Here is a 25,730-nt window from a genome sequence, read left to right as displayed (position 1 = left end):
GCCGGGAGCGGGGCGCGGCGGGCGGGTCAGGGCACGGGGGTGGAGGCGGCGTCGCCGACGGGGTACAGGTCCGGCTCCTCGTCCCGGGCGGGGGCGGGGTCCCGGCCCAGCCCCAGACCGGTCACCGTGAGCGCGGCGGTGATCGCGATGTAGACGGCCAGCGGCACCCATGCGTGATAGGTCCCGAGCAGGGTGGTGAACAGCAACGGCGCGACCGCCCCGCCCACGACCCCGGCCAGGGTGTAGGCGAGTGAGGAGCCGGTGTAGCGCAGCCGCGGGGAGAACTGCTCGGCGACAAAGGCCGCCTGGGGCCCGTACATCAGCGAGTGGATCACCAGTCCACCGATCACGCCCAGGGTGAGCAGGGCCCAACTCCCGTCCGCGACCATCGGAAAGAACAGGAAGGGCCAGATTCCGGCGGCCACCGCGGAACCGCCGTACAGCAGCCGCCGGTTGACCCGGTCCGAGAGGGCACCGGCGAGCGGGATCAGGACGATCTGGAGGGAGGAGCCGATGAGGACCGCGGTCAGCGCGGAGCCCCGGGACATGCCCAACTCATCGGTGGCGTAGGTGAGGACGAAGACGGTGAACATCGCGTAGAGGACATCGGGCGCGATCCGGCTGAGGATCGCCGCGGTCAGGGCGCGGGGCTGAGTGGTGAACACCTCGCGCACCGGTGCCTCGGGACGGTTCTGCGCGGCCTCCATCTCGCGGAAGACCGGGGTCTCCTCCAGCTTGGCGCGGATCCACAGCCCGAAGACCACCAGGAGACCGGAGAACAGGAAGGCCACCCGCCAGCCCCAGGACAGGAACTGCTCCTCGGTCAGCGCGGCGCCGAGCCCGGCCAGGACGCCGTTGGCCAGCAGATTGCCCGCCGGGGGGCCGACCTGGGCGGCGGAGGCGTAGAAGCCGCGCCGCCGGGGGTCGCCGAACTCGCTGGACAGCAGCACCGCGCCGCCCCATTCGCCGCCGACGCCCACCCCCTGCGCGAAGCGCAGCAGCACCAGGGCGACGGGGGCGGCGACACCGACCGTGGCGTAGGTGGGAAGCAGTCCGATCAGCAGGGTCGCGGCGCCGATGAGGACGAGCGTCGCGATGAGCACCTTCTTGCGGCCGATGACATCGCCGAGCCGCCCGAAGACAAAGCCGCCCAGCGGACGGGAGACATAGCCGACGGCGTAGGTGGAGAACGCCAGGAGGGTGCCGGTGAAGGGGTCGTTGGAGGGGAAGAAGAGATCGCCGAAGACCAGGGCCGCGGCGGCGGAGTAGACGGCGAAGTCGTACCACTCCAGGGCGGTGCCGGTGAGGCTGGCGACGAAGGCCCGGCGTACCCCGGCCCCGCCGGGCCGGGGCGCTGCCGCGCTCGGTGCTGTGGGCTGCATGTTCCGTCCTCGATGGGTGGTGCGTGCGGTGGTACGTGCGATGGTGTGTGCGTTCGACCTTCCGGCATACTTGTTGTATACACACCGTATGCGCAACCCCCCGAGGGGAAATCAACCGTTTCGCAATCGCACCGACCCGCGCCCTGGAGGCATCCGCCGATGACCACCACGCACCACCCGCATCACACACCTCACCAGGCACTTCACAGCACGCAGCACCGTCCGGACCGCCCGCACCACCCGCATACCTCGCTCACCTTCGAGCTCCCCGACGGCTCCACCCGCCAGGTGACTGTTGTCCAGCTGCTGAACGCGGGCTACGCCGGACGGAGCCAGGAGGACGTGGCCGCGCATGTCGCCGAGCTCGCCGAGCTGGGCGTACCCGCCCCGACCGTGACGCCCGCGCTCTATCCGGTCTCGCCGTATCTCGCCCAGCAGACGGCACGGGTCAGCGTTCAGCACACCCGCACCTCCGGCGAGGCCGAATGGGCGCTGGTCGTGGCGGACGACGGCGAGCTGCTGCTGACGGCCGCCTGCGACCACACCGACCGGGAGCTGGAGGTGCACGGGGTGGCCTGGAGCAAGAACGCGGGGCCGGATGTGCTCGCCTCCCGCGCCTGGCGGCTTTCGGATGTGGCGCCGCGCCTGGACGAGCTGACGCTCCGGGCCTGGGTCACCCATCACGGCGAGGAGACCGAGGTGCAGAGCGGCACCCTGGCGGAGCTGCTGCCGCCCGCGTACTGGATCGAGCTGCTGCGCGAGCGCGGCGGTCTGATACCGGGCACGGTGCTGATCTCCGGCACGATCCCGATGGCCGAGGGGGTGGACCAGTTCGCCGAGCGCTGGCGGGTGGAACTGGGCGACCCGGCCACCGGCGAGACCATCGAGTGCTCCTACGACGTGGTGCCCATGCCCGAGCCGATCTGCTGAGCCGGAGCGAGCCAAGGCAGCGAAGGCCGCCTGCCGCGGCACCCCCATGGGGGCGTGCGGTCGGCGGCCTTCTCCACTCGGGTCTCGTCGGGTCTCGGTTGTCCGGCCTCAAGGCCGGTGTCTCGGTGAGCCTTTCCGTTGAAACGGTCAGGTCTCCCCCCGGCCCTTCTGCATGACCATCCCCGCGGCCACCAGACCGAACAGGCAGGTGATGGCGCCGACGATCACGTTGTTCCAGATCATCCCGGCGTCGGGGCCCCTCGCGACCACCCAGGGAGAGATGATCATCCATACACCGATCGCGGACATGGCCCAGCACAGGCTGTACATCCTCCTCGGAGCCGCGGTGAGGCCGATCCCCAGCAGCGCGACAGCGAGGCCGAGGACGAGGTTGTGGACCATGAGGTTCGGGCTGGTGCTCGAGAAGTGCACCACCCAGGGAGAGATGGCGAAGTACAGACCGGCGAGAAGCACCGGTCCGTCGAGGAAGACAACATCACGGGCATCCATCATGCGGGCGTAGCGCTCCCGCATTTCGGTCACGTCAGGGTGACCCGCGATATCCCCTCTGGTGTGTGAGACGTCGGCCATAGGACTCGCCTCCTTCGATCCATGCAAGTCTGACCGCGCAGTGCGGTAAAACACCGCACCACCATTGTGCGCCTCGCCTTGGTTTATAGGTAGATGTCTGGTTGGCTCCGATGTTCCACGGTTCGCCGCCAGTCGTCTCCGCAGGGCGCCGCGCGCGGGAGGCAGGGGAGGGCGATACGTGTGGAGCGGTACGGCGAGCAGCCAGAGCCCGTGGTGGGACGCGATGAGCTGCTGATACGAGGGCGTGAACAGCTGGCGCGGGGCGGCAGCGTACTGCTGCCGGGACCCGCCGGAATCGGGAAATCCACCGTGCTGCGGGCGCTCGCCACCGGGTGTTCCGGCGGCGGACGGCTGGTGCTGCACTGCGCGCCGACCGCCTCGGAAAGTCAGCTTCCGTTTCTGGCTCTGATCGATCTGCTGGAGCCGGTCGCCGAGGAGGTGTCCGGCACCCTGCCCGCCTCGCAGCGCACCGTTCTGGACGCGGCGCTCACCGGTCGGCAGAGCCCGTCGGAGCGGGACGGCGGGCTGGCGCTGCGGCTGGCCGTGCTGTCGGTGTTCCGGGCGCTGGCCGCGCGGGGCCCGGTGTTGATGGTGGCCGATGACCTCCAGTGGATGGACGTACCCAGCCGGGAGTTGCTGGCGTTCGCCGCCCGGCGGACGAGCGGACTGCCCGTGCAGATGATCGCGGCGGTACGGACCGGGGCGGAGATGACGGTGCCGGGCCGCCCTGACGGGCGGGGCAGCGGGGAGGACGTCCACGGGGGCGCGCCGCACCTGGGCCCCGGGCACCCCCGTAGCCTGGGCGTCTTCTCCGTCCATGAGCCCAACCCCGGCTCCGGCCCTGGCTCTGGCGACGCCACCGGCCCTGGCACCGACTCCGGCCCGGGCTCCGCCCACCGCCCAGGCGCGGGCCCCCGTACCGCCCCCGGTACCGGCTTCGGCTCCACGCACGGCCCCGGCATCGGCCCTGGCCACGGCCCCCGTTCCGGCTCCGGCTCCGGACCTGGCGCGAGCCCCGATCACGCCGACGGCCCAGGCACCGGCTCCGGCCCGGGGCCCCACCCCGGCCACGGCCCCGGCCCCCACATCGGCCTTGGCCCCGGCACCGGCAGCGGCACCGGGCACCGTCGGGAGGACCACCTTCACACCCCCGAGGGGTACCTCCGCTTACTGCCGCCGCCCGCACTCGTACTGCCCGTACCGCCCCTCACCTATCCGCAGACGGCCGTGCTGCTCTCGGCGCGAAGACGCGTGGGGCTGCCCGGCCCCGTGCTGCGGGACATCCACCGCACCAGTGCGGGCAACCCCTTCTACGCCCTCGAACTCGGCCGTGCCCTGGCCGAGTCGGGGACCCCGCCCCGGCCCGGTGAACCACTGCCCGTGCCGACCAATCTGCGCGCCCTGGTCCTGGACCGGCTGCGCGCCCCGGCCCCCGGCACCCGGGAGACCCTGCTGCTGGCCAGTGCCGCCGCCCGCCCCACCCTCGCCCTGCTGCACGCGGCGGGCCGTACCGACGCCGAGGCCGAGCTGACCGAGGCCGCCGCCCTCGGCATCGTGGACGGCGAGGCCGAGCCGGTGGTGCGGTTCACACATCCGCTGGTCTCCGCCGCCCTGTACGCGGCGGCCGCCCCGCGCGAGCGGCGTGCCGCGCACGCCGCCCTCGCCGCCGCCGCAACCGATCTCATCGAGCGCGCCCGCCATCTGGCGCTGGCCACCCCCGGACGCGACGAGCGCGTCGCGCACACACTCGCGGCCGCGGCCGCCGTCGCCCGGGAGCGCGGAGCGCCCGCGGCGGCCGCCCGGCTCGGACTGCTCGCCGCCGACCGCACCCCGGCCGGGGCCGCCCCCACCGCCCACGCCCGGCGGCTGGACGCGGCCGAGGACGCGCTGACCGCGGGCGAACCGGAACTCGCCCGCGCCACCGCCCATGAGGTGCTGGCCGATTCCGTACGCCCCGCCGACCGCATCCGGGCCTGGATCGCGGTGATCGACTCCGCCGGACAGGCCATGGCCGACGTGGACGACGTCTTCCCGCAGGCGCTCGCCGACGCGGGCGGTGAGCCGCGGCTGCTCGCCCCGCTGCGCTACCAGCTGTCCTGGCGGGCCGTCCTGGTGCAGGGCTCACTGCCGCGGGCCCGTGGCGAGGCCGCCGAGGCGGCGCGGCTCGCGGGGCTGGCGGGCGACCGCCGCACCGAACTGCTGGCGCTGTCCTTCCAGGCGCTCACCGAGACCCTGATGGGCCATCGGAACGCCGAACGCACCCTGGCCAGGGCCCTGGAGGAGCCCCAGGACCCCCAGGTGGCCTGCGATCACAACGGGCCGGGCTACACCCGCTTCCGCTGTCTGCTGATGGGCGACCGGCTGGACGAGGCGCGTACGGCCGTCGGGGCGCTGGTCCGGCTCGCCGAGCGGCGCGGGGCGGTCGAGAGCCAGATCCTCTTCCTGCGCGGACTGGCCGAGACCGAGCTGCGGTCCGGACGCTGCGAACCCGCGCTGGACCTCGCCCACCGCAGTCTGCGGCTGGCCCGTGACGCCGGGATCGGCGAGGGCCCCGCACTCCAGCTCACGGCCCTGGCGGAGGCGGCGGGCGGCAGTGTGGCCCACGCGCTGTCACTGGCCCAGGACGCCGTGCACAGCGCGGAGGAGGACGGCGATCTGCTCTATCTCGCCCGCAATCTGTACGCGTTGGGGCACGCCCGGCTGGTGGCGGGCGACACCGAGGGGGCGGTGAGGGCGCTGCGGCGGGTGCGGGAGCTGGAGCGCGGCCAGGGGGTGACCGATCCGGCGCGCGGCCGCTGGCAGGGCGATCTGGCCGAGGCGCTGGTCCGCACCGGTGCACCGGAGGAGGCCGCCGAGGTCGTCGAGACCACCCGGCGGTCCGCCACCCGGCTGGGCCGCGGCGGTGTGCTGGCCGTACTGGCGCGGGCCGAGGCGCTGATGACGGCCGCGCAGGGCGATCCGGAGCGGGCCGCGCACACGCTGCGGGCCGCGGGGCGCAGTCTGCGCGCCCTGGGCTACCGCATCGAGCAGGGGCGGTGCGAACTGGTGCTGGCCCATGTCGAACTGCGCCGGGGCGATATGACGGCGGCCCGTACGGCGCTGGACACCGCGGCCCGGGTCTTCCGGCGCGCCCGCGCCCACCCCTGGCTGGAACGCACCGCGACCGAGCGCGCCGCGGCCGAACATGCCGACGTGGCACCGGGGTCGGAGCCCGGCACGGCGACGGGGGCGCTGCCGCCGCCACGTCTGCTGGACGCCCTCGCCGAGATGGAGCGGAGGGTCGCCGCGCTCGTCCTGGAAGGCGCCACCAACCGCGAGATCGCGGCCCGGCTGTTCATCAGCGTCAAAACCGTGGAGGCCACGCTGACCCGGGTCTACCGCAAGCTGGGGATCCGATCGCGGGTGGACATCGTCAGACTGGCGACACGCGGCGGCGGTTGACGCCCGCCCCGGCGCCCGCAGGACCCCCCGCGTCCCCCTGACTCCCGCCGGGACAGGGGGATTTCCCTATGCGCCCACCTCAAGGGCCAACCCTCATTGGGCGGTTGACGGACCGCTTCTAGCGTGGATCCGCCGCCGACGGCGCAGTGCGACCCGGTTCGCCCCGAGCGATCCGGGGGCGCCGTCGACGCGACGCGCTCCGTTCAGGTTTCCCCCACTCAACGAAACCCTGGAGAGAAGCATGTCCTTCACGCTCCCCCGCCGTGCCGGCCTCGCGGCCGCGGCCGTCCTCGCCACCGCGGCGTCCATCGCGGGAGTCATGACCGGCACCGCCCAGGCGGCGCCGAAGCCCATCGTCGGCGGTACCACCACGACCGCGTCCGCCTATCCGTACGTCATGCAGATCACGGACTCCTCGCAGAGACAGTTCTGCGGCGGCACGCTCGTGACGCCCACCAAGGTGGTCACCGCCGCCCACTGCATGGTCGGCGAGACCACCGGCAGCGTCCGCGTGGTCGGCGGCCGCACCTACCGCAACGGCACCAACGGCACGGTCAGCAGAGTCAGCAGGATCTGGATCAACCCGTCGTACACGGACGTCACCAACGGCGAAGACGTGGCGGTACTGACGCTGTCCACCTCCATGCCGTACAGCACCCTGCCCTACGTCTCCCCATCCGACACCGGCGTGTACGCCACGGGTACCACCGCCCGCATCCTGGGCTGGGGCACCACCCGCTCCGGCGGTTCCTCCTCCAACCAGCTGCGCACGGCCACCGTCCCGACCGTGTCCGACACCAGCTGCGGCAGCTCCTACGGCTCCGACTACATCGCCTCGGACATGGTCTGCGCCGGGTACACCCAGGGCGGCGTGGACACCTGCCAGGGCGACAGCGGCGGCCCGCTGGTCATCAACGGCAAGCTGGCCGGTATCACCTCCTGGGGCGAGGGCTGCGCACAGGCCGGTTACCCGGGCGTCTACTCCCGGCTGACCACCTTCTCCTCGCTGGTGTCGGCCCAGGTCAACTCCTGATCATCAACCGACGAACGGCCCCTCCCCGCCGGACGGCCGGGGAGGGGCACCGGTACGACGGAGTCCTTGAGGGCGGTCTCCCGCCCGTCCGGGCCGCCCGTCCCGCCCGGGGCCGAGCGGGACGGGCGGGTCGTCTGCTTCAATAGGGGCATGGTCAGCCTCCAGCACGCCGCGACGGGTCACCCCGACCTCGAGCCGTTCTGGCCGTCCCGGCAGGCGCACCATTTCGATCGCGAGTGTTGCCGCGCAACCGTTGCGCGGGCCCGCTCGCTCGGCCGCTGACCCCTCCGCCGCATCTTCCGGCGACCCCACCACGGCCAGGCCGCCCAGCCCGCGCGCACGACGTCCATCGACGCCCCTCGACGACCTCTCGAGCGCGAAAGAGCTGACTCCCATGACCAACGTCCGAAGCCTGTCGTCCTCCCCCGCCCCGGCCACCCCGCCAGCCACCCCGCCGGTCTCCGTCCAGCGTCAACGGTTGCGAGCCGTTGCGCCGGACGAGGTGCCGCCGGTCGCGGAGCTGCTGCATCCCGGTGCGACCTGGCTGCCCGCTCCTCCGCACACCCTCCCCTCGCTGCCCGGCCAGCCGCCGATGGTGGGGTATCTGGTGCTGGTCCCCGCCGACCGGCAGGACCCCGCGGCCTCCGCGGCGTCCGCGGCGTCCGCGGCGTCCCCCTCCTCCGTGGCCTCAGCGACGGCCCCGCGGCCGTCCGGTGGCACCGCGGCGGTGGGCACCGGCGACGGGCTGGTGCGGATCGACCCCGACCGGCGGACCGCGCAGATCCAGGGACAGCCGCTGGAGCTGACCTATCTCGAGTTCGAACTGCTGGCCCATCTCGTCGCCCATCCGCACCGGGTGCACACCCGCGATCAGCTGGTGACCACGGTGTGGGGGTACGGCCACGTCGGCGACGGCCGCACCGTCGATGTCCATGTGGCCCGGCTGCGCCGCAAGTTGGGCGCCGACCACCGGGGCACGATCGTGACGGTACGGCGGGTCGGCTACAAGTACGTGCCCCCCGCGGCCACCGTCTGACCCCGCCGCGGAACGCGCGTGCACGTCGCCGCCCGCGGAACGCGCGTACACGTCGCCGCCCGGGCAGGTCCACGACCTGTCCGGGGCGGCGACGCCAGGCGGTGCGGCCGGTCAGCGGCCCGCTGACACCGGCGGCCGCGGGGCCGCGGCCGGGCGCACCGGCGCCGGCACCGGCTCCTCACCGTGTCCGAGCCGGGGCAGCCACCGCAGGGCGCGCGGCAGATACCAGGCGCGCTCGCCGAGCAGCGCCAGCACCGAGGGCAGCAGCACCATCCGCACCAGCGTGGCGTCCACCAGCACCGCCACCGCGAGTCCGACGCCCATCTGCTGCATGTCCTGCATCTGGAGCAGGGCGAAGACCGCGAACACGGCGACCATGATGGCGGCCGCCCCGGTGACCGAACCCGCCGTGGTCCGGATGCCCTCGCGGATCGCGTCACGCGTGGCCAGGCCCCGGAGATGGGCCTCGCGGATCCGCGAGACCACGAACACGTGGTAATCCATCGACAGCCCGAAGAGGATGACGAGGACGAACAGCGGCATCCACGCCTCGATCGCGCCCGCCGGTTCCATGCCCAGCAGATCAACACCCCAGCCGTGCTGGAAGACGGCGGTCATCGTGCCGTACGCGGCGCCCACCGACAGCAGGTTGAGCAGGATCGAGGCGAGGGCGATCGGCACCGACCGGAAGCAGATCAGCATCAGCAGGAAGGTCACGACGGCGATGAAGAGGAAGACAGGGGCGATATCGCTCTTCAGCTGGTCGTTGAAGTCGAGGTTCCCGGCCAGTTCGCCGCCCACGTACGCCTGCTCGGAGACCGGGCCGAGGATCCTCGGCACCAGGTCGTCGCGCAGGGTGTGCAGGGCGCGCTCGGAGGCGGCGTTCCGGCCGTCGCCGGACAGCGGCACCTCGATCCGGACCACGCCCTCCTTCCGGTGCGGCTCCACCTCGACGGGCTTTCCGAACCGGCCCGAGGCGGCGATCTCCTTCTCGAGGTCGGCGACGGCCGCGCCGAAGCGGGACGAGCCGATGTCATCGGTGCGCACGACCACCTCGGCCGGGGCCGGGCCGCCGGGGAAGGCGCCGGTGATCTCCTTGAAGGCCACGGTCAGCTCGGCCTGGGAGCCGAACTGCTGCTCCATGCCGAGCTGTTCGGTCTTCATCCCCAGCGCGGGGGCGCACAGCACCAGCAGCAGCGCACCGGAGACGGCGGCGAACACCTTCGGCCTGGCCAGCACCGGTCGCATCAGCAGGCCGGAGAGACCGCCGCCGGTGTGCACGCCCTTCCTCCGGCGGCGATTGAGCAGCGGAACCCGTCCGGCCTCGATCCGGTCGCCCAGCCAGGACATCATCGCGGGCAGCACCGTCACCGAGCCGAGCATCGCCATCAGCACGACCAGGATGGTGGCGACGGCGAACCCCTTGAAGAGCAGCAGCCCGGACAGGAACATGCCCGCCATCGCCAGCATGACCGTGATCCCGGAGACCAGCACCGCCCGGCCGCTGGTGGCCGCCGCGATCCGCAGCGCCGTCGCCGCGTCCCGGCCCGCGGCCCGCTCGTCGCGCTCCCGGCGCAGATAGAACAGGCAGTAGTCGACGCCGACGGCAAGACCCACCAGGAACATCACCGAGTTGGTGGACTCGAACAGCGGCACCTGGTGGCTGGCGAACGCCAGCAGTCCGAAGGTGCCGACACAGGCCGTCACCCCGAGCAGCACCGGCAGCAGTGCCGCCACCAGCGCGCCGAAGACCACCAGCAGAATGCCGAGTGCCAGCGGCACCGCCGTGAGCTCCGCCTTCTTCAAGTCGTCGGTCAGCATCCGGCCGAGCATGTGCTCGGCGGAGGCGTCGCCGAACTCATGGACGGTGATGCCCCGGTGGGCGGCGCGGGTGTCCGCCACCGCGTCGAGCACCGGCTCCGCCCGGTCCCCGACGGTGTCCGGGTCGCCCCTGAGCTCAAAGCTGACCAGCCCCTCACGTCCGCTCTCCGAACGCACCGGGGGCTGGATCCGCGCCGTCTCCCCGGTCTTCTCCAGCCGTGCGGTGACGTCGCGGGCGGCGGCGCGCCAGCCGTCCGGCCGCTCGCTGCGCAGCATCACCATCTCCCCGGCCGGGGTCTGGAGCCCGGCGTCCTCGAGGATCCGCTCGGCGCGTGCGGAGTCGCCCGTACCGCCCTCGGAGTTCGTCATCTCCTTGGCCCCGGACATCCCGCCCACCACGGCGACGACCACGACGAACAACAGCCATCCGATGATCGCGGTTTTGCGGTGGCGGGTGCTCCACCCGCCCAGCCGCACGGCCAGGCCCTGCCTCGATGCGCTCATGGCGTCTCTCCCGGGGAGGTACGGACTGATTCGGTCATGTCCTCGACGCTAGAAATCCGCGCGCTCTCGCCCCAGCCGGTCAGCCACCCGATCGAGGAGCCGAAAGGCGAGGCCGGGGGGTGGGGCCAGCTACACCCCCGGACGGGGCCGGGCCCCCGTGACGGCTGGATGAGCGCGCCGTCAGACTGGACATGCCCAACAATGAGGGGCATCGCACCGATCACCACCACCGCCACCGGCCACCACCGAGGGGGACGACGGATGAAGGTACGCAGCGGGTTCGCGGCCTGCGCACAGGGGCTGGCGCTGCTGTTCATCGCGGCGCTCGGATCGATCCCGCTGTTCACACTGATGGTCCTGTCCCTCGCCTTCATCCCGCTGGGACTGGGTGTGCTCACCACCCCCGCGATGGTGACGCTGGTGCGGCTGTACGCCGATCAACGGCGGCTGCTGGCCGCCCGGTGGGCGGACGTCGAGATCCCGGTGCCCTACCGTCCGCTGCCCCGGGACCGCCGCCCCGGCCTCACCGGACAGGTGGAGCTGTGCACCTTCCTGCTGAAGGACCCGGCGACCTGGCGGGATCTGCTGTGGCTGTTGTACGACATGATCGGCGGCCTGTTCCTCGCCACGCTGACCTTCGCGTTCATCCCCTACGGGGTGGAGGGGTGGGTCATGGCCGCGGGCGTGTGGAAGCCGGTCGTGCGCGCGGGCGGCACCTACTGGTACACCTTCATCCCCATCGGCTCCCAGTCGACCGCCCTCCTCGCCGGACTGCTCGGCGCGGTCCTCTTCGGCATCGGTCTGGTGATCTCGCCTCTCCTTTTGCGCACCGGCTTCGTGGTGTCCCGGGCGTTCCTCGCCCCCACCCCGCAGATGGCGCTGGCAGCGCGGGTGCGCCGGCTGACCGAGACCCGGCACGACGCGGTCGACACCTCCGCCGCCGAACTGCGCCGTATCGAACGCGATCTGCACGACGGCGCCCAGGCCCGGCTGGTGGCCATGGGCATGAGCCTGGGCACCATCGAGGCGCTGGTCGAGAAGGACCCGGCCAGGGCCAAGGAGATGCTCGCCGCGGCCCGCACCGACTCGGCCGAGGCCCTGTCCGAACTGCGCGACCTGGTCCGCGGAATCCATCCGCCCGTCCTGGCCGAGCGGGGTCTCGGCGACGCGGTACGGGCGCTGGCGCTGCGGATGACCATCCCCGTCGAGGTGGAGGTTGAGCTGCCGGGCCGGGCCGACGAACCGGTGGAGTCGGCCGCGTACTTCGCGGTCAGCGAGGTGCTGACCAACGCGGCCAAGCACTCCGGCGCCACCCGGATGTGGGTCGATCTGCACCACGGCGGCGGCACGCTGCGGATCGTGGTGACCGACGACGGCCGCGGCGGCGCCCGGATCGCGCCGGGCGGCGGGCTGAGCGGGGTCGAGCGGCGCCTGGGCACCTTCGACGGGATCCTCGCGATCAGCAGCCCGCCCGGCGGGCCGACCATGGTGACGATGGAGATCTCCTGCACGCTCACCGCGCCCCGGCCCGCGGGCTGACCCCTTCCGCCCCGGCGAGAGCCCCGGTGCCAAAGCGCCCGGCGCGGGAGCCGCCGCGAAAAGGTGATGCCGAGTCAGTCCGCCCCTGCTTGGGTGGGGATGTGGACGAAAGAGCACTCCTGGAGCGGTCCGGCGGACCGGTGACCCGGACCCGGCTGGCCGCCGATCTGCGGGCCCTCGGCCTGGCCGAGGGCGACACCGTCATGTTGCACACCCGGATGTCCGCCCTGGGTTACGTGGCGGGCGGCCCGCCCACCCTCATCACCGCGCTGCTGGACGTCGTGGGCGGGGACGGCACCCTGATGGCGTCCTGCGGCTGGAACGACGCACCGCCCTACGACATGGACGAGTGGCCGGAGGCGTGGCAGCGGGCCGTCCGCGCCGAACACCCCGCCTACGACCCGGAGCTGAGCGAGGCGGACCACAACAACGGCAGGCTGCCGGAGGCGCTGCGCCGCTGGCCGGGGGCGGTCCGCAGCCGCCATCCCGACGCGAGCTTCGCGGCGGTCGGGGCGGCGGCCGGGGAGCTGATGGCCGACCACCCGTGGGACGGTCCGCACGGCCCCGGCAGCCCGCTGGCGCGTCTGGCCGAGCGGGGCGGGCGGGTGCTGCTGCTCGGCGCCCCGCTGGACACGATCACCCTGCTGCACCACGCGGAGGTGCTGGCCGAGGCGCCCGGCAAGCGGTACGTCGACTACGAGCAGCCGATCCTGGTCGACGGGCGGCGGGAGTGGCGGCGCTTCCACGACATCGACTCCGAGAACGGGGCGTTCGACTACTCCCCGGTGGTGCCCGAGGGCGAACCGTTCACGGTGATCGCCGAGGACATGCTGGCCGCGGGGTTCGGCGTCCGGGGCACGGTCGCCGCCGCCCGGAGCCATCTGTTCGAGGCGCCGGAGGTGGTGCGCTTCGGCGTCGGCTGGATCGAGGAGAAGCTCGGCGGGCGGTCCGGGCTCCGGTCCCTCGATCCGGGCCCGTGAAGGCGTGATCCAGCCACTCGCTAACATCGTCCACGACGTCACGTCCCCCCGGCACCGCTCGCGCTGCCGCGCCCTCGCGCGCCCGCGTATCCGCCGGAGGGGCCCACGTCACGGCCCGGTGCGGATGCCGACGAACGGCCGCCAGAACCGCTCAACGCAACGGGGAAAGTGAGGACAACATGCGAACGTGGGCTCGTGCTGTGCCGGCGACGCTGGGCGCCGTGGCGCTCGCGGTGGCCCTGGTGGGCTGCAACGACTCGGACTCCAAGGGGAAGTCCGACGGGAAGAAGGACAAGGGCGCGGCCAGTTCCTCCGGTCCCGAGAAGAAGAAGCAGACCTTCCGGCTCGGTGAGGCCAGCCCGCCGCAGAAGAGCGACATGCAGAAGTCCTCCGGCGCCACCTTCACGGTCACGCCCACCAAGGTGGTGACCGGCACCAAGGCCGAAATGGACGCGTCCGGCCTGAAGAAGGACAAGGAGGACGGCCCGCAGATCCCCGTCCATGTCTGGTCCACGCTCACCCACAAGAGCGGCAAGGCCATGGAGATCGGCGACATGGACGACGACCTGGTCGTGCGGACCAACGTCGAGAAGCGCACCCGGGCCCTCATCGTGATCCTCGGCGAGGCGAAGTGGAAGGACTGCCCGGCGCCCGACACCGACAAGAAGCTCACGGCGGGGCAGTCGGAGAAGATCTGCACCACCTTCCTCATCCCGGAGGGCCAGAAGGCCGCCGCCGTGGAGCTGACCCAGGGCTTCTACAGCGAGCCCCTGGAGTGGCCCGTCAAGGGCTGACCCCGCGCGTCCCGGGCGGGCCGCACCCCACACGGGGTCCGGCCCGCCCGGTGCATGGTGCCCGGTCACGGCATGAGCCCGGAGTCAGCCCCCGGGAGCGGTACATTCAACGCGTTCGCCCCGTCCCGTCCCCGGCTCGTTCCCGGTCCGGGGCCCGATGACTTCATGGAGCCGTCACGTGCGCGTTGTGATCGCCGAGGACCTGTTCCTGCTCAGGGACGGGCTGGTGCGGATGCTGGAGGCGTACGACTTCGAGATCGCGGCCGCCGTCGACAGCGGCCCCGGACTCACCCGGGCCTTCGAGGAGCTGAAGCCCGATGTCGCGGTGGTGGACGTACGGCTGCCGCCGTCCTTCACCGACGAGGGGTTGCAGTGCGCGCTGGCCGCGAGGCGGGCCCGTCCGGGCCTTCCGGTGCTGGTGCTCTCCCAGCATGTGGAGCAGCTGTACGCGCGCGAACTGCTGGCCGACGGCAGCGGCGGCATCGGCTATCTGCTCAAGGACCGGGTGTTCGACGCCGACCAGTTCATCGACGCGGTGCGGCGGGTGGCCGGGGGCGGCACCGCGATGGATCCGCAGGTGATCTCGCAGCTGCTGGACCGGCGTTCCCAGGACCGGCCGATCGGCCGGCTCACCCCGCGGGAGCGCGAGGTGATGGAGCTGATGGCGCAGGGGCGGTCCAACGCGGCGATCGCCGCACAGCTGGTGGTCACCGAACGGGCGGTGGCCAAGCACACCTCGAATATCTTCGGCAAGCTGGGGCTGCCGCCCTCCGACGACGTCAACCGCCGGGTGCTGGCCGTACTGGCCTATCTCGACCGGGGCTGAGCGCGCCCCGGGCACCCCATTGCTCCCACCCCGCAACGCTGGTTAAGTGCCGTTCGCAGATGGACCATTGGCCGTTGTCCGTTGGGGGGCGCATGAGCGACCTGAGCAGACGCACGCTGATCGGAACCGCCGGAGCACTCGGTGCCGGAGCCGCGCTGGGGAACACCGTCCCCGCCGCCGCTGACGAACGGGCCGGGGCACGGAACAGCCCACAGGATCCCGCCGTGACCGCTTTTGACACCGGACCCGCGCACGCCGCGCTGCGGCGGCTGCTCCCGGACCACGCGGACCAGTTCCGGCTGAAGGCGCTGGAGCCCGACAAGAACCCCGACAAGGACGAGGACCGGTTCGAGGTCACCGGCGCCCCGGGCCGGCTGACCGTGGCCGGGACGTCTCCGGCGGTGCTGCTCACCGGCGTCCACTGGTATCTGAAGTACACCTGCCACGCCCAGATTACCTGGTCCGGCGACCAGCTCGAGCTGCCGGGGAAGCTGCCCGCGCCGCACCGCCCGGTCCGGCGCTCCAGCGCGCTCCCGCACCGCTTCGCGTTCAACGACACCCATGACGGTTACACCGCTCCGTTCGCCGACTGGGACCGCTGGGAGCACCTGATCGACGTCGCGGCCCTGCACGGCTGCAACGAACTGCTGGTCACCGCAGGCCAGGAGGCCGTCTACCACCGCCTCCTGAAGGACTTCGGCTACTCCGACACCGAGGCGCGCGGCTGGATCCCCGCCCCCTCCCACCAGCCCTGGTGGCTGCTCCAGAACATGAGCGCCTACGGCGGGCCGGTCTCCCCCGAACTGCTGGCCAAGCGGGCCGAGCTGGGGCGCCGGATCGCCGACCGGCTGCGCGAACTGGACATGCGGCCGGTGTTCCCGGGCTACTTCGGCACCGTCCCCGACGGCTTCGCCGACCGCAACGCGGGGGCGCGGACGGTGCCGCAGGGCGACTGGGCGGGGCTCAAGCGCCCGGACTGGCTCGATCCGCGCACCGAGTCCTTCCGGAAGGTGGCCGCCGCCTTCTACCGGCATCAGCGCGATCTCTTCGGCCCGGCCGACCTGTTCAAGATGGATCTGCTGCACGAGGGCGGCGACCCCGGTGACGTACCGGTCCCCGATGCCGCCCGTGCGGTGGAGAAGGCCCTGCGGACCGCCCGGCCCGGGGCCACCTGGGTGATCCTCGGCTGGCAGGAGAACCCCCGGCGCGATCTGCTGGACGCCGTGGACCACGACCGCATGCTCGTGGTGGACGGTCTGTCGGACCTGGACACGGTGACCGACCGGGAGAAGGACTGGGGCTCGGTGCCGTACGCGTTCGGCACCATCCCGAACTTCGGCGGCCGCACCACCATCGGCGCCAAGACCCATATGTGGGCCGAGCGGTTCACCCAGTGGCGCGACAAACCGGGCAGCAAGCTGGTCGGCACGGCGTATATGGCCGAGGCGGCCGAACGTGACCCGGCGGCCTTCGAGCTGTTCAGCGAGCTGGCCTGGCGGGAGGAGGCGGTGGACCGCACCGCCTGGTTCCGGGACTACGCGGACGTACGGCTCGGCGGGCGCGACGAGCGGGGCCGGGAGGCGTACGCCGCGCTGCGCGACACCGCGTACGAGATCAGCAGCAAGGACGGCCGTCCGCACGACTCCGTCTTCGCCGCCCGGCCCAGCCTCACCGCACGCTCCGGCACCAACTACGCCACCCACACGCCCGCCTTCGACCCGGCGGCCTTCGATCCGGCCCTGGCCGCGCTGCTGGCGGTGCGGCCCGCGCTGCGCGACAGCGACGCCTACCGCCACGATCTGACCGATATCGCCCGGCAGGCGCTGGCCAACCGGTCCTGGCAGCTGATCCCGCAGCTCCAGGAGGCGTACCGGCGCAAGGACCTGGCCACCTTCCGGGCGCTGTCCCGGCTGTGGCTGAAACTGATGCGGCTGAGCGACGACATGACCGGTGCCCACCGCCGCTTCCTCCTCGGCCCCTGGCTGGAGGACGCCACACGCATGGCCACCGGTGAGGCGGAAGCCGCCCGGTTGGAGCGCGCCGCCCGCACCCTGATCACCACCTGGGCGGATCAGATCACCGCCGACGGCGGCAAACTGGCCAACTACGCCAACCGCGACTGGAACGGCCTCATCGCCGACTTCCACCTCCCCCAGTGGCGGTCCTACCTCGACGAGTTGGAGGACGCGCTCGCCGAGGGGCGGGCCCCGCGCACCTTCGACTGGTACGCCATCGAGGAGCCGTGGACCCGGGAGCGCACCGGCTATCCGGTGCGGCCGACGACCGACGCCCACCGCACCGCCCGGCGGGTATACGAAACGCTGGCCAAGGCTCCGTACCAGGGCACGCTGACCGTCACCACCGAACCGGCCGCCCTGCCGCCCGGGGGCACCGCCGCCGTCACCGCCGCCCTGCGCAACGTCAACGGGCTGCGCGCGACCGGCCGCGTGGACTTCGCGCTGTCCGTGACCGGTCCGGAGCCCGACCCGCAGGACCCCACCTCGCTGGACTCGGTCCCGGCGGGCGGCACCGGCGAGGTCCACTGGCGCGCCACCGCCCCCGTCGAACCGCTGGACCACCCGCTCAAGGCACTGCCGTACGAGCTGGGCGTGACCTACGGGCCGCGGGGTGAGGACCGGGTGCGGGCGGTGCGCACCGGCGCCCTGTGGATCGCCGGTCCGCTCGCCGACGGCTGGAGGTCGGTCACCAACAACGGTGCGGTCTTCGGGCAGTTGTCGGAACGGTTCGCCATCGACGGCGCGGGCCAGGACCTGTGGAAGGCCACCGCCGAGTTCGGCGCGGTCTACCGTGAAGGGGCCCTGGCCGTGGGGAAGTCGGTGACGGTGAAGGTGGACGCCCAGGCGGTCACCGGCCCCTGGGCGCGCGCCGGGATCGCCGTCCGCAACAGACTGGCCACGGCGGGTTCCGCCGGCTTCGTCAACCTGTCCGTCACCCCGGCCAACGGTGTGGTGCTGTCCTACGACTCGGGCGGGGACGGCACGCTGGACGCCTACCAGCGGATCACCGGTGTCACGGCACCCGTTGCGCTGCGGTTGACCCGCACCGCCGCCACCGCGTACACCGGTGAGCTGTCCACCGACGACGGCGTGAGCTGGCGGAAGGTGGCGACGGTGACCGCACCGGGCGCGGCGGCGACGCAGGACGCCGGAATGTTCATGAGCGCGGCGAACGGCGGCAGCGGTGCCCGGGGCACCGTGGAGTTCAGCGGCTGGAAGGTTTCGTAAGGTTCCCGGCCGGCCCCCGCGGCGGGTACCCGTCGCGGGGGCGCGAGGTGACCAACCCGCCCCGCCACTCGTTCTGTGACATGTGGAACAGCACCAGGCGACAGCCACCCTCGACGACAGCACCACCGGCCCGATCGACGTCGAGCAGGCCGAGGCCGCCATCGTCGAGCACTACCCGCGGCTGGTGCGGCTGGGATATCTCGTCCTGCCGCCCGGTATGGGACGCACCCGCCGGGTGCTGGCCGCGCACGCCCTCGCGCAGCGCGCGCTGCCGCGCAACCGGACGGGCGGCGGCCCCGATCCGCACCCCGATCTCGAACTGCCCTGGCAGCGCGGGACGAAGGGCGCGGCGGCGGACGCCGGCTATGCCTACGTCCGGCTGCGGGTGTTGCGCACCGCGCTGCGGGCCGCCGGGCCACGCCGCTGGTGGCAGCTTCCGCCGCTGCTGCCGCAGGTGTTCGGGCTGCGGCTGTTCCCGCGGTCGGGCGGAGCGGACGAACTCGCCCTGGACCAGGCGCTGTCCGAGCTGTCCGGGCCCGGCCGCGCCGCGTACGTGCTGCGGGAGCTGGAGCGGCTGGAGGACCGCGAGGTCCGCAAGCTGCTCCAGGCCGCGGGGGTCGACGACGCGCGGGGCGCGCTCGCCGAGGCGGACGGTGTGCCGGAGCCCGCGGGCAGCCGGGACGGATCGCCGCTGGAGTCGGCCGAGTTCGACGCGTGTTCGCTCCAGGCGCGGCCGACCGATCTGATGCGCCGCCGCCAGCACCTGCGGGCGCTGCTGGTGGCCGTGGTGGCGCTGGTGGTGTGCGGCACCCTGCTGGGGATGCCGGGTGAGGGCTGGGGACCGAGCGGCGCCGCGGCGCCCTCGTACGCCCGTAACCCCGCATCCGAACGGGCCCTGGATCCGGAGCGGTTGACCCACGTCGCACCGGAGGCGTGGCGCACCGCGAGCCGGATGGACTTCTCCGCGTGGCCCGCGCGCGGCGAACGGGTGCGTGACACCGCGCTGCTGCGCCGCGCGCTGGCCGTCTGGGCGCGGCCCGGCCGCTCGGTGCGGCTGTCGACCACGGCGGGCACGCAGTCGGGGCCGCCGTCCGGACCGCCGCAGCTGCTGTACGCGGGCGAGATCGACCGGGCCGCGGTGGTGCTGCTGTACGACGGACTGCGGATCGCACGGTACGCCGAGGCGGACGGCGCCGACGGCGGCGCGGTGGCGCTGGACCTGGCCCGGCTGGACACCGCGGACGCGGCCACCTCCACGGCGCTGGTGCTGACCCGCGCGGACGGCAATGTGCGCTATTTGACGGCACCGTGGGTGCGCCGGGCCTCGGTCCGGGATCTGCTGCGCCCGGACCGGCGACCGCGTCCGCTGCACCGTGCCCCGGACGGGGTGACCGACCCGGTGCGCACCATGCCGCAGCCGCGGCCGTGCCGTGGCTGGCCCGCGCTGCAACTGGGTTCGCGGCTGGTCGTCGACCTCGGTGAGCTGTCCCCGGCCCGGCTGACGTACGGCCCGCCCGGTCGGCGGGCGCCGCGCGATGTGGCGGGCCGCGCGGCGCGCGCGAGCTGGGCGCGGACGGCCTGCCGGCTGCCGGTGATGCAGGCGCGCGGGGTGCGCAGTGTGAACATCTGGCGGTTCGCGGCCCAGTCGCTGCCCGAGGCGGGCGGCCGGGCGGCGTGGCTGTGCACCCGGGCGGAGACCTGGCGGGGCCGGGGCAGCCGGGTGCTGGCCCAGTTCCAGCCGTGGGGTGTGCGGCGGGGCGCGGCGGGCGCCGTGGCGGCGAGCGCCGACGACTCCCCGGCATGCGGCCCCCGCGAGCCGCGGGTGCTGGCCGGGGTGCTGTGGAAGTCGCAGGCCGGGCGGTGGTATCTGCTGGCCGCGGGCAGCCGCCAGGTGACCGCGATCGCGGCGAGCGGCGGGGTCCGGGGCCGGGCGTACGGCCGGGAGCTGACGGTGCGCGCCAAGGCCGGGGCACACGCCGATCTCAGGGCCCGGCTGTACAACGGTGACCGGCTCGGCCCCCTGCGCTGAGCCGGTCACCCCGGATGGGCCCGCTACGGCCGGGCGAAGACCGCGACCGTCCGGCCCGGGACGCCGAAGGTGCCCGATGACCGCTCGTACGAGGACGTCCTGACCGTGCTGTCCGCGCCGTGCGCCTGCACCGGATGCAGTGCGTACGGCGTCCCGGCGAGTTCCGCGACGGCTTGAGTCTGCCGGTCCGGGGTGGCGTTGAAGACCACCACCAGATCGCCGAGCCGCATGGTGATGACGCCCGGCGTCTCCTTCGTCCCGGACAGCGGGAAGGACAGCGCCCGCTGCACACCGGCGGCCGTGGCCTGGCTGAACGCCTTCTCGGTGGTGCGGATCCGCAGCAGGTCCCGGTAGGCGGCGGAGGCCGAGGTGATCTCGGTGCAGCCGGGGCGGGCCGCCGGGTTGGTCAGCAGGGGCTTGGCATAGGGCCACTTGGCCTTGTTGTCGGCCGCCGGGGGCAGTCCGCGGCCGAACCCGTTGCCGTCCGCGCACCGCCAGTGCAGCGCGTTGAACCAGTCACCGCTGTCGAAGGAGTTGCGGTCCAGGGACTTGGAGCGCAGCCGGTCGGTTCCGGCCTGGCTGAGCGCCGGGCCCTGGGAGAGGGTGGCGGTGGCCAGTGCCACCACCTGCATCCGGGCCCGGTCGGCGGCCGGGGTGCGCGCGGGGAGCTTGTAGGTGAGCGCGTCGTAGAGGGTTTCGTTGTCGTGGGCGTCGGCGTAGGCGAGGGCGTCGCCGGGGGCCGCGGCATAACCGGCCGGTGAGCCGTTGTAGTCGACCTCGGAGCCCTTGACGCGGCGGCCGGTGGTGTCGGTGAAGGTGAAGTCCGCGAGATTGCCCGAGAGTCCGACCTTGATCAGGTCCTGGCCGTGCAGCAGCCGGGACCGCTGTTCGTCCGGGGTGCCGTTGGCCGGGGAGGAGTTGGGGTCGGTGAACAGACCGGAGGCGAAGCCCTGCACCCGCGGGTCCTCGTCGAAGGGCCCGCCGCCGCGCACCGCGTCCCGAGCCCGGTCGCTGAAGGTGGCGATTCCGGTGCCCGCCATGTTCCGCTGGGTGGCCTGGACGAAGCGGGCGTCGTTCGCCACCTCGCCGAAGTTCCAGCCCTCGCCGTAGAGCAGGATCGCCTTGCCGTCCACCCCGTCCTTGGCGGGGGTGAGGGCGTCGAGGGCCTTGCGGACGGCGAGGATGTTGGCCTTGGGGTGGTGGCCCATGAGGTCGAAGCGGAAGCCGTCGACCTTGTACTGCCTGGCCCAGGTGACCACGGAGTCCACCACCAGCTTGCCCATCATCGCGTGTTCGGGCGCGGTGTTGGCGCAGCAGGTGGAGGTGGCGACGGTGCCGTCGTCGAGCAGCCGGTGGTAGTAGCCGGGCACGATCCGGTCGAGCACGGACCCGGGGTCCTGTCCGGAGGCCACGGTGTGGTTGTAGACGACGTCCATGACGGTGCGCAGCCCGGTGCGGTTCAGCCCCTGCACCATCCGCCGGAACTCGCGGGTGCGGGCCGGGCCGTCGGGGTCGGTGGCGTACGAGCCCTCCGGCACGGTGTAGTGCAGCGGGTCGTAGCCCCAGTTGAAGCCGTCCTTGGCGGCCGTCTCACCCACACAGGACTGCTGCCGCTCGGAGTCGGCGGGCAGGGCGGCCAGTTCGCAGCCGGGCTCGGCTTGGTCGGAGCGGCGCTCGGGGACGGTGCCGAAGTCGAACGCGGGGAGAAGGTGGACGTAGGAGGTACCGGCGCGGGCCAGCTGCCTCAGGTGCGTCATGCCGTCCGAGCGCCGGTCGGTGAAGGCGAGGTACTGGCCGGGGTGGTCGCTGGTGCGGTCCGCGACGGAGAAGTCGCGGATGTGCAGTTCCTCGATCCGGGCGTCACGCTCGGGGACCGCCTTCGGCTTCCTGAACGACCCCCATCCGGCCGGGGCCAGCTTCGGGTCGGCCAGATCGGTGACCAGGCTGTGGCGGGAGTCGGCGGTCAGGGCGGTGGCGTAGGGGTCGGTCACCGTGTTGGTGACGACGTGTCGGACAGTGGGCGCCCAGACCCGGACCCGGTAGCGGTAGGGCTTGTCCCGCCAGGCGGCACTGCCGGTCACGCGCCACACCCCGCTGGCGGTGTCCCGGCGCATCGGGACGGTGCGCCCGTCGAGGTCCAGCGCCACGCTCTCGGCGGTCGGCGCCCAGACCGAGAGGGTGGGGCGGCCGCCGTGGAAGACCGGGCCGAGGTGTGCGCGGCGGGCGGCGGGGGCGTACAGGTCGTCCAGCACTCCGGGGATCTGCACATCGGTGCGGTGCAGTACGCGGTGGCCGCCGATGGCCCGCTGGACGGCGGTGACATGGCCTCGCAGGGCGGTGGCGGCCTTGTCGCGGTCACGCGGGTCGACGGCGAAGGCGGGGAAGGACGCGAGATGGGGGTAGGCGGCCTTCTGGGCGCCGGTCAGCGAGGTCGGGGACAGCCGCAGTGCCCCGCCGCGCGAGGAGCGCAGCTCCTCGGCGGTGGAGCCACCGGCCTCGACCTTCCACACCACGGTGGAACGGTCGATCCACTGGGCCTCGGCGGTGGGTGGCGCGGCGGCGGCAGCGGCGGTCTGCTGCCGCGCCGCGGGGGCGGCCGCCGTGCACAGCGCCAGGGCGGCGAGTGCGGCGGCGGTGCGGCGGAGGGTGGGGTTCACGGGGTGGGGACTCCTTCGCGGTGACGTTCGCGGTCGCGGAAATCGACTGGCCCCGCACCGCGTTGGGGGTGGGTGTCTCACCGGGGCGCGGACGATTCCTGGTTGCAAGACCTTTCGCAAGCGATTGCGGCGGTGTTACGTTCAAGCACGTCTCCGGTCCGGCCGGCCGGGGGCCCGTACGCGGGCCCCACGCGCCCGGCCGGTCGGGCCGGTCACTCCCCCCTTGTGGTCCCCCGGCGGTCTCCCGGTGGTCCCCCCACGGTCATCCGTCCCGGCGGACCCGCGCGGTGGAGCCGCGCACCACCAGGTCGGGCTGGAACACGAACTCGGTGCGCTGCACCGGATTTCCGGCGATCTCCTCCAGCAGCGCGCCCACCGCCGCCGTGGCCATCGCCTGCACCGGCTGACGGACCGTGGTCAGCGGCGGATCGGTGAAGGCGATCAGCGGGGAGTCGTCGAAGCCGACCACCGACACATCCCGCGGCACCGTCAGACCCCGCCGGGACGCCTCTCGGATCACCCCCAGCGCCATCAGGTCGCTGCCGCACACCACGCCCGTACAGCCCTGGTCCAGCAGGGCGGACGCGGCCACCTGTCCGCCCTCGACGCTGAACAGGGTGTGCCGGACCGACTCCCCGGCCTCCGCGGGCGAACGGCCGAAGATCTCGCCCATGGCCGCCGTGAACCCCTCGACCTTGCGCCGCGCCGGAACGTACCGGGCGGGCCCGACCGCGAGCCCGATCCGCTCATGGCCGAGCGCGGCGAGGTGGCGTACGGCCATCCGTGCCGCCGCCCGGTCGTCGGGGGACACGAACGGCGCCCGGATGCTCTCGTGGTAGCCGTTGATGAGCACGAACGGCACCCGGCGCTCGGCCAGTCGCAGATAGGTGGCCGGATCGGCGGTGGTGTCGGAGTGCTGCCCGGACATGAAGACGATGCCGACCACATCACGCTCCTCCAGCTGCTCCACCAGCTCGTCCTCGGTGGCGCCGCCGGGCATCTGGGTGCACAGGACCGGGGTGTAGCCGTGTCCGGCCAGCACCTGTTCGATGACCTGCGCGAAGGCGGGGAAGACCGGGTTGATGAGCTCCGGGATCACCAGGCCCACCAGTCCGGCGCTGCGCCGCCGCAGCCGTACCGGGCGCTCGTAGCCGAGGACGTCGAGGGCGGCGAGCACCCGCTGCCGGGTGGCGTCCGCGACCCCCGTCCTGCCGTTGAGCACCCGGCTGACGGTGGCCTCGCTGACCTGTGCCTGGACGGCGATGTCGGCGAGCCGCGGCGGCAGGGGTGCGCTCACACCGCCCACCAGACGGCCGTGTCGGCGGACAGGGTGAACTCAACCTCGGCGCACGGCGGTTCCCCGTCGCTGGACAGCAGCGCCCGGCCCGGGGCCGGAAGCGTGACCGGCTCGCCGGTGGTGTTGACCGTGCAGACCAAGTCCTGTCCGCCGCCGTGCGCCCGGCGACGGAAGGCCAGCACCCCGTCAGGCGCCGTCAGCCACTCCACCGACTCCCCCGCGCCGAGCGCCGGATGGGCCCGGCGGGCGGCGAGCGCCTCGCGGTACAGCTCCAGCGTGGACCCCGGCCGTCCGGTCTGGGCCTCGACGCTGAGCGCGGCCCAGCTGTCGGGCTGGGGCAGCCAGCTCGGGCCGCCCGCGCGGGGGCCGAAGCCGTACGGGGCCTGGGTGCCCGACCACGGGATCGGCACCCGGCAGCCGTCCCGCAGCCCGTCCTGACCGGCCTGTCCGTCGGCGGAGGTGCGGAGGAACGCGGGGTCCTGGCGGGCCTCGTCGGGCAGTTCGGTGACCTCCGGAAGCCCCAGTTCCTCGCCCTGGTAGAGATAGGCGGAGCCGGGCAGCGCCAGCATCAGCAGGGTCGCGGCCCGGGCCCGGCGCAGACCGCGGTCGGGGTCGCCGTCGGCGTAGCGGGTGGCGTGCCGGACCACGTCGTGGTTGGAGAGCACCCAGGTGGTGGGGGCGCCGACCGGCCGCATCGCGGCCAGGGAGTCGTCGATGACGGCACGCATCCGCGCCGCGTCCCAGTCGGCCCCCAGGAAGTGGAAGTTGAACGCCTGGTGCAGCTCGTCGGGGCGGACGTACAGCGCGGTGCGCTCGGGGGTGGGGGCCCATGCCTCGGCGACCCCGATGCGCTCACCGGGGTACTCCTCGAGGACGGTGCGCCAGCTGCGGTAGATGGTGTGCACCCCGTCCTGGTCGAAGAACGGCAGCACATCGCTGCCCAGCAGCTTCAGCTGTTCGGCGCGGCCGAGGTCGGGCAGTCCGGCCGCCTTGACCAGACCGTGGGCCACATCGATACGGAAGCCGTCGACGCCGAGGTCGAGCCAGAAGCGCAGCACCGAGCGGAACTCGTCCTGGACGGCGGGGTGGTCCCAGTTGAAGTCGGGCTGCTCGGGTGCGAAGAGGTGCAGATACCACTCGCCCGGGGTGCCGTCGGGGTTCTCGGTGCGGGTCCAGGCGGGCCCGCCGAAGACCGACTCCCAGTCGTTGGGCGGCAGTTCGCCGTCCGTGCCCCGGCCGGGGCGGAAGTGGAACCGTTCGCGCAGCGGTGAGCCGGGACCCTCCTCCCGCGCCCGGCGGAACCACGGGTGCTGGTCGGAGCAGTGGTTGGGGACCAGGTCGACGATGATGCGCAGCCCCAGCGCGTGGGCGTCGCGGATCACCGCGTCGGCGTCGTGCAGGGTGCCGAACATGGGGTCGATGGCCCGGTAGTCGGCGACGTCGTATCCGGCGTCGGCCTGCGGGGAGGCGTAGAAGGGGCTGAGCCAGACGGCGTCCACGCCCAGCTCCTTCAGATAGGGCAGCCGGGCGCGGATGCCGTCGAGGTCGCCCATGCCGTCGCCGTTGCCGTCGGCGAAGCTCCGCGGATAGACCTGGTAGATCACCGCGTCCCGCCACCAGGCCGG

16 protein-coding genes are annotated in these 25,730 nt (G+C 73.2%); 10 read left to right on the top strand and 6 right to left on the bottom strand.

Translation table 11 applies throughout. From position 1 onward, the window contains the following. Window positions 1-26 precede the first annotated feature (26 nt). Entirely contained in the window at window positions 27-1,382 is a 1,356-nt protein-coding gene (locus HUT19_RS29575; RefSeq protein ID WP_176183361.1) for an MFS transporter, read from the bottom strand. 159 nt (window positions 1,383-1,541) lie between these two features. Here HUT19_RS29575 and HUT19_RS29570 point away from each other — a divergent pair, with 159 nt between their 5' ends. Beyond that, window positions 1,542-2,312: a DUF2848 domain-containing protein gene (locus HUT19_RS29570; RefSeq protein ID WP_176183360.1), complete on the top strand. Its 771-nt coding sequence runs from the start codon at window positions 1,542-1,544 to the stop codon at window positions 2,310-2,312. A 147-nt stretch (window positions 2,313-2,459) separates the two neighbouring features. Here the strand turns inward: HUT19_RS29570 and HUT19_RS29565 are convergent, their stop codons facing one another. Further along, on the bottom strand, window positions 2,460-2,903 hold the full coding sequence (locus tag HUT19_RS29565) for an SPW repeat protein (protein ID WP_176183359.1): 444 nt from the start codon (window positions 2,901-2,903) through the stop codon (window positions 2,460-2,462). A 180-nt stretch (window positions 2,904-3,083) separates the two neighbouring features. Here HUT19_RS29565 and HUT19_RS29555 point away from each other — a divergent pair, with 180 nt between their 5' ends. The 3 genes from HUT19_RS29555 to HUT19_RS29545 all read left to right on the top strand — a co-directional run bounded on the left by HUT19_RS29555 (window position 3,084) and on the right by HUT19_RS29545 (window position 8,413). Further along, window positions 3,084-6,344, top strand: a complete 3,261-nt coding sequence (locus HUT19_RS29555; RefSeq protein WP_254885860.1) for a LuxR family transcriptional regulator — start codon at window positions 3,084-3,086, stop codon at window positions 6,342-6,344. A 319-nt stretch (window positions 6,345-6,663) separates the two neighbouring features. Continuing rightward, complete coding sequence (locus tag HUT19_RS29550) at window positions 6,664-7,377, top strand: trypsin-like serine protease (RefSeq protein WP_254886239.1); 714 nt, start codon at window positions 6,664-6,666, stop codon at window positions 7,375-7,377. Window positions 7,378-7,771: 394 nt separating this feature from the next. Continuing rightward, window positions 7,772-8,413: a winged helix-turn-helix domain-containing protein gene (locus tag HUT19_RS29545; RefSeq protein ID WP_176183357.1), complete on the top strand. Its 642-nt coding sequence runs from the start codon at window positions 7,772-7,774 to the stop codon at window positions 8,411-8,413. Between the two features lie 111 nt (window positions 8,414-8,524). Here HUT19_RS29545 and HUT19_RS29540 read toward each other — a convergent pair whose 3' ends face one another. Continuing rightward, complete coding sequence (locus HUT19_RS29540; protein WP_176183356.1) at window positions 8,525-10,738, bottom strand: MMPL family transporter; 2,214 nt, start codon at window positions 10,736-10,738, stop codon at window positions 8,525-8,527. A 261-nt stretch (window positions 10,739-10,999) separates the two neighbouring features. On the opposite strand from HUT19_RS29540, the gene HUT19_RS29535 reads away from it, so the two are divergent. The 6 genes from HUT19_RS29535 (at window position 11,000) to HUT19_RS29510 (ending at window position 20,151) form a co-directional block, all read left to right on the top strand. Next, on the top strand, window positions 11,000-12,277 hold the full coding sequence (locus tag HUT19_RS29535) for a histidine kinase (protein ID WP_176183355.1): 1,278 nt from the start codon (window positions 11,000-11,002) through the stop codon (window positions 12,275-12,277). Window positions 12,278-12,378: 101 nt separating this feature from the next. After that, window positions 12,379-13,257 (top strand): aminoglycoside 3-N-acetyltransferase, encoded by an 879-nt coding sequence (aac(3), locus tag HUT19_RS29530; protein WP_176183354.1) that lies wholly within the window; start codon window positions 12,379-12,381, stop codon window positions 13,255-13,257. Between the two features lie 200 nt (window positions 13,258-13,457). Beyond that, on the top strand, window positions 13,458-14,051 hold the full coding sequence (locus HUT19_RS29525) for a hypothetical protein (protein ID WP_254885859.1): 594 nt from the start codon (window positions 13,458-13,460) through the stop codon (window positions 14,049-14,051). A gap of 178 nt (window positions 14,052-14,229) precedes the next feature. After that, a complete protein-coding gene (locus tag HUT19_RS29520) occupies window positions 14,230-14,877 on the top strand; it encodes a response regulator transcription factor (RefSeq protein WP_176183352.1) in 648 nt (215 codons plus the stop codon). A 92-nt stretch (window positions 14,878-14,969) separates the two neighbouring features. Beyond that, window positions 14,970-18,122 carry an alpha-N-acetylglucosaminidase gene (locus tag HUT19_RS29515; protein ID WP_176183351.1) on the top strand — a complete coding sequence of 1,051 codons (3,153 nt, stop codon included), beginning with the start codon at window positions 14,970-14,972 and terminating at the stop codon, window positions 18,120-18,122. A gap of 82 nt (window positions 18,123-18,204) precedes the next feature. Continuing rightward, window positions 18,205-20,151 (top strand): hypothetical protein, encoded by a 1,947-nt coding sequence (locus HUT19_RS29510; RefSeq protein WP_176183350.1) that lies wholly within the window; start codon window positions 18,205-18,207, stop codon window positions 20,149-20,151. A 23-nt stretch (window positions 20,152-20,174) separates the two neighbouring features. On the opposite strand, the gene pulA is transcribed toward HUT19_RS29510, so the two are convergent. The 3 genes from pulA to HUT19_RS29495 form a co-directional block, all read right to left on the bottom strand. Beyond that, window positions 20,175-22,808 carry a pullulanase-type alpha-1,6-glucosidase gene (gene pulA, locus HUT19_RS29505; RefSeq protein ID WP_176183349.1) on the bottom strand — a complete coding sequence of 878 codons (2,634 nt, stop codon included), beginning with the start codon at window positions 22,806-22,808 and terminating at the stop codon, window positions 20,175-20,177. 262 nt (window positions 22,809-23,070) lie between these two features. Next, window positions 23,071-24,114 carry a LacI family DNA-binding transcriptional regulator gene (locus tag HUT19_RS29500; protein WP_176183348.1) on the bottom strand — a complete coding sequence of 348 codons (1,044 nt, stop codon included), beginning with the start codon at window positions 24,112-24,114 and terminating at the stop codon, window positions 23,071-23,073. Continuing rightward, complete coding sequence (locus HUT19_RS29495; RefSeq protein WP_176183347.1) at window positions 24,102-25,709, bottom strand: glycoside hydrolase family 13 protein; 1,608 nt, start codon at window positions 25,707-25,709, stop codon at window positions 24,102-24,104. Before HUT19_RS29495 ends, HUT19_RS29500 begins: the two co-directional genes overlap by 13 nt. Window positions 25,710-25,730: the final 21 nt, after the last annotated feature.

Origin of the sequence: Streptomyces sp. NA02950 (assembly GCF_013364155.1) — a bacterium.
Classification (GTDB): domain Bacteria; phylum Actinomycetota; class Actinomycetes; order Streptomycetales; family Streptomycetaceae; genus Streptomyces.
Note: the sequence above shows the minus strand (reverse complement) of the source record. Positions and strands in the feature narration are given on the sequence as shown.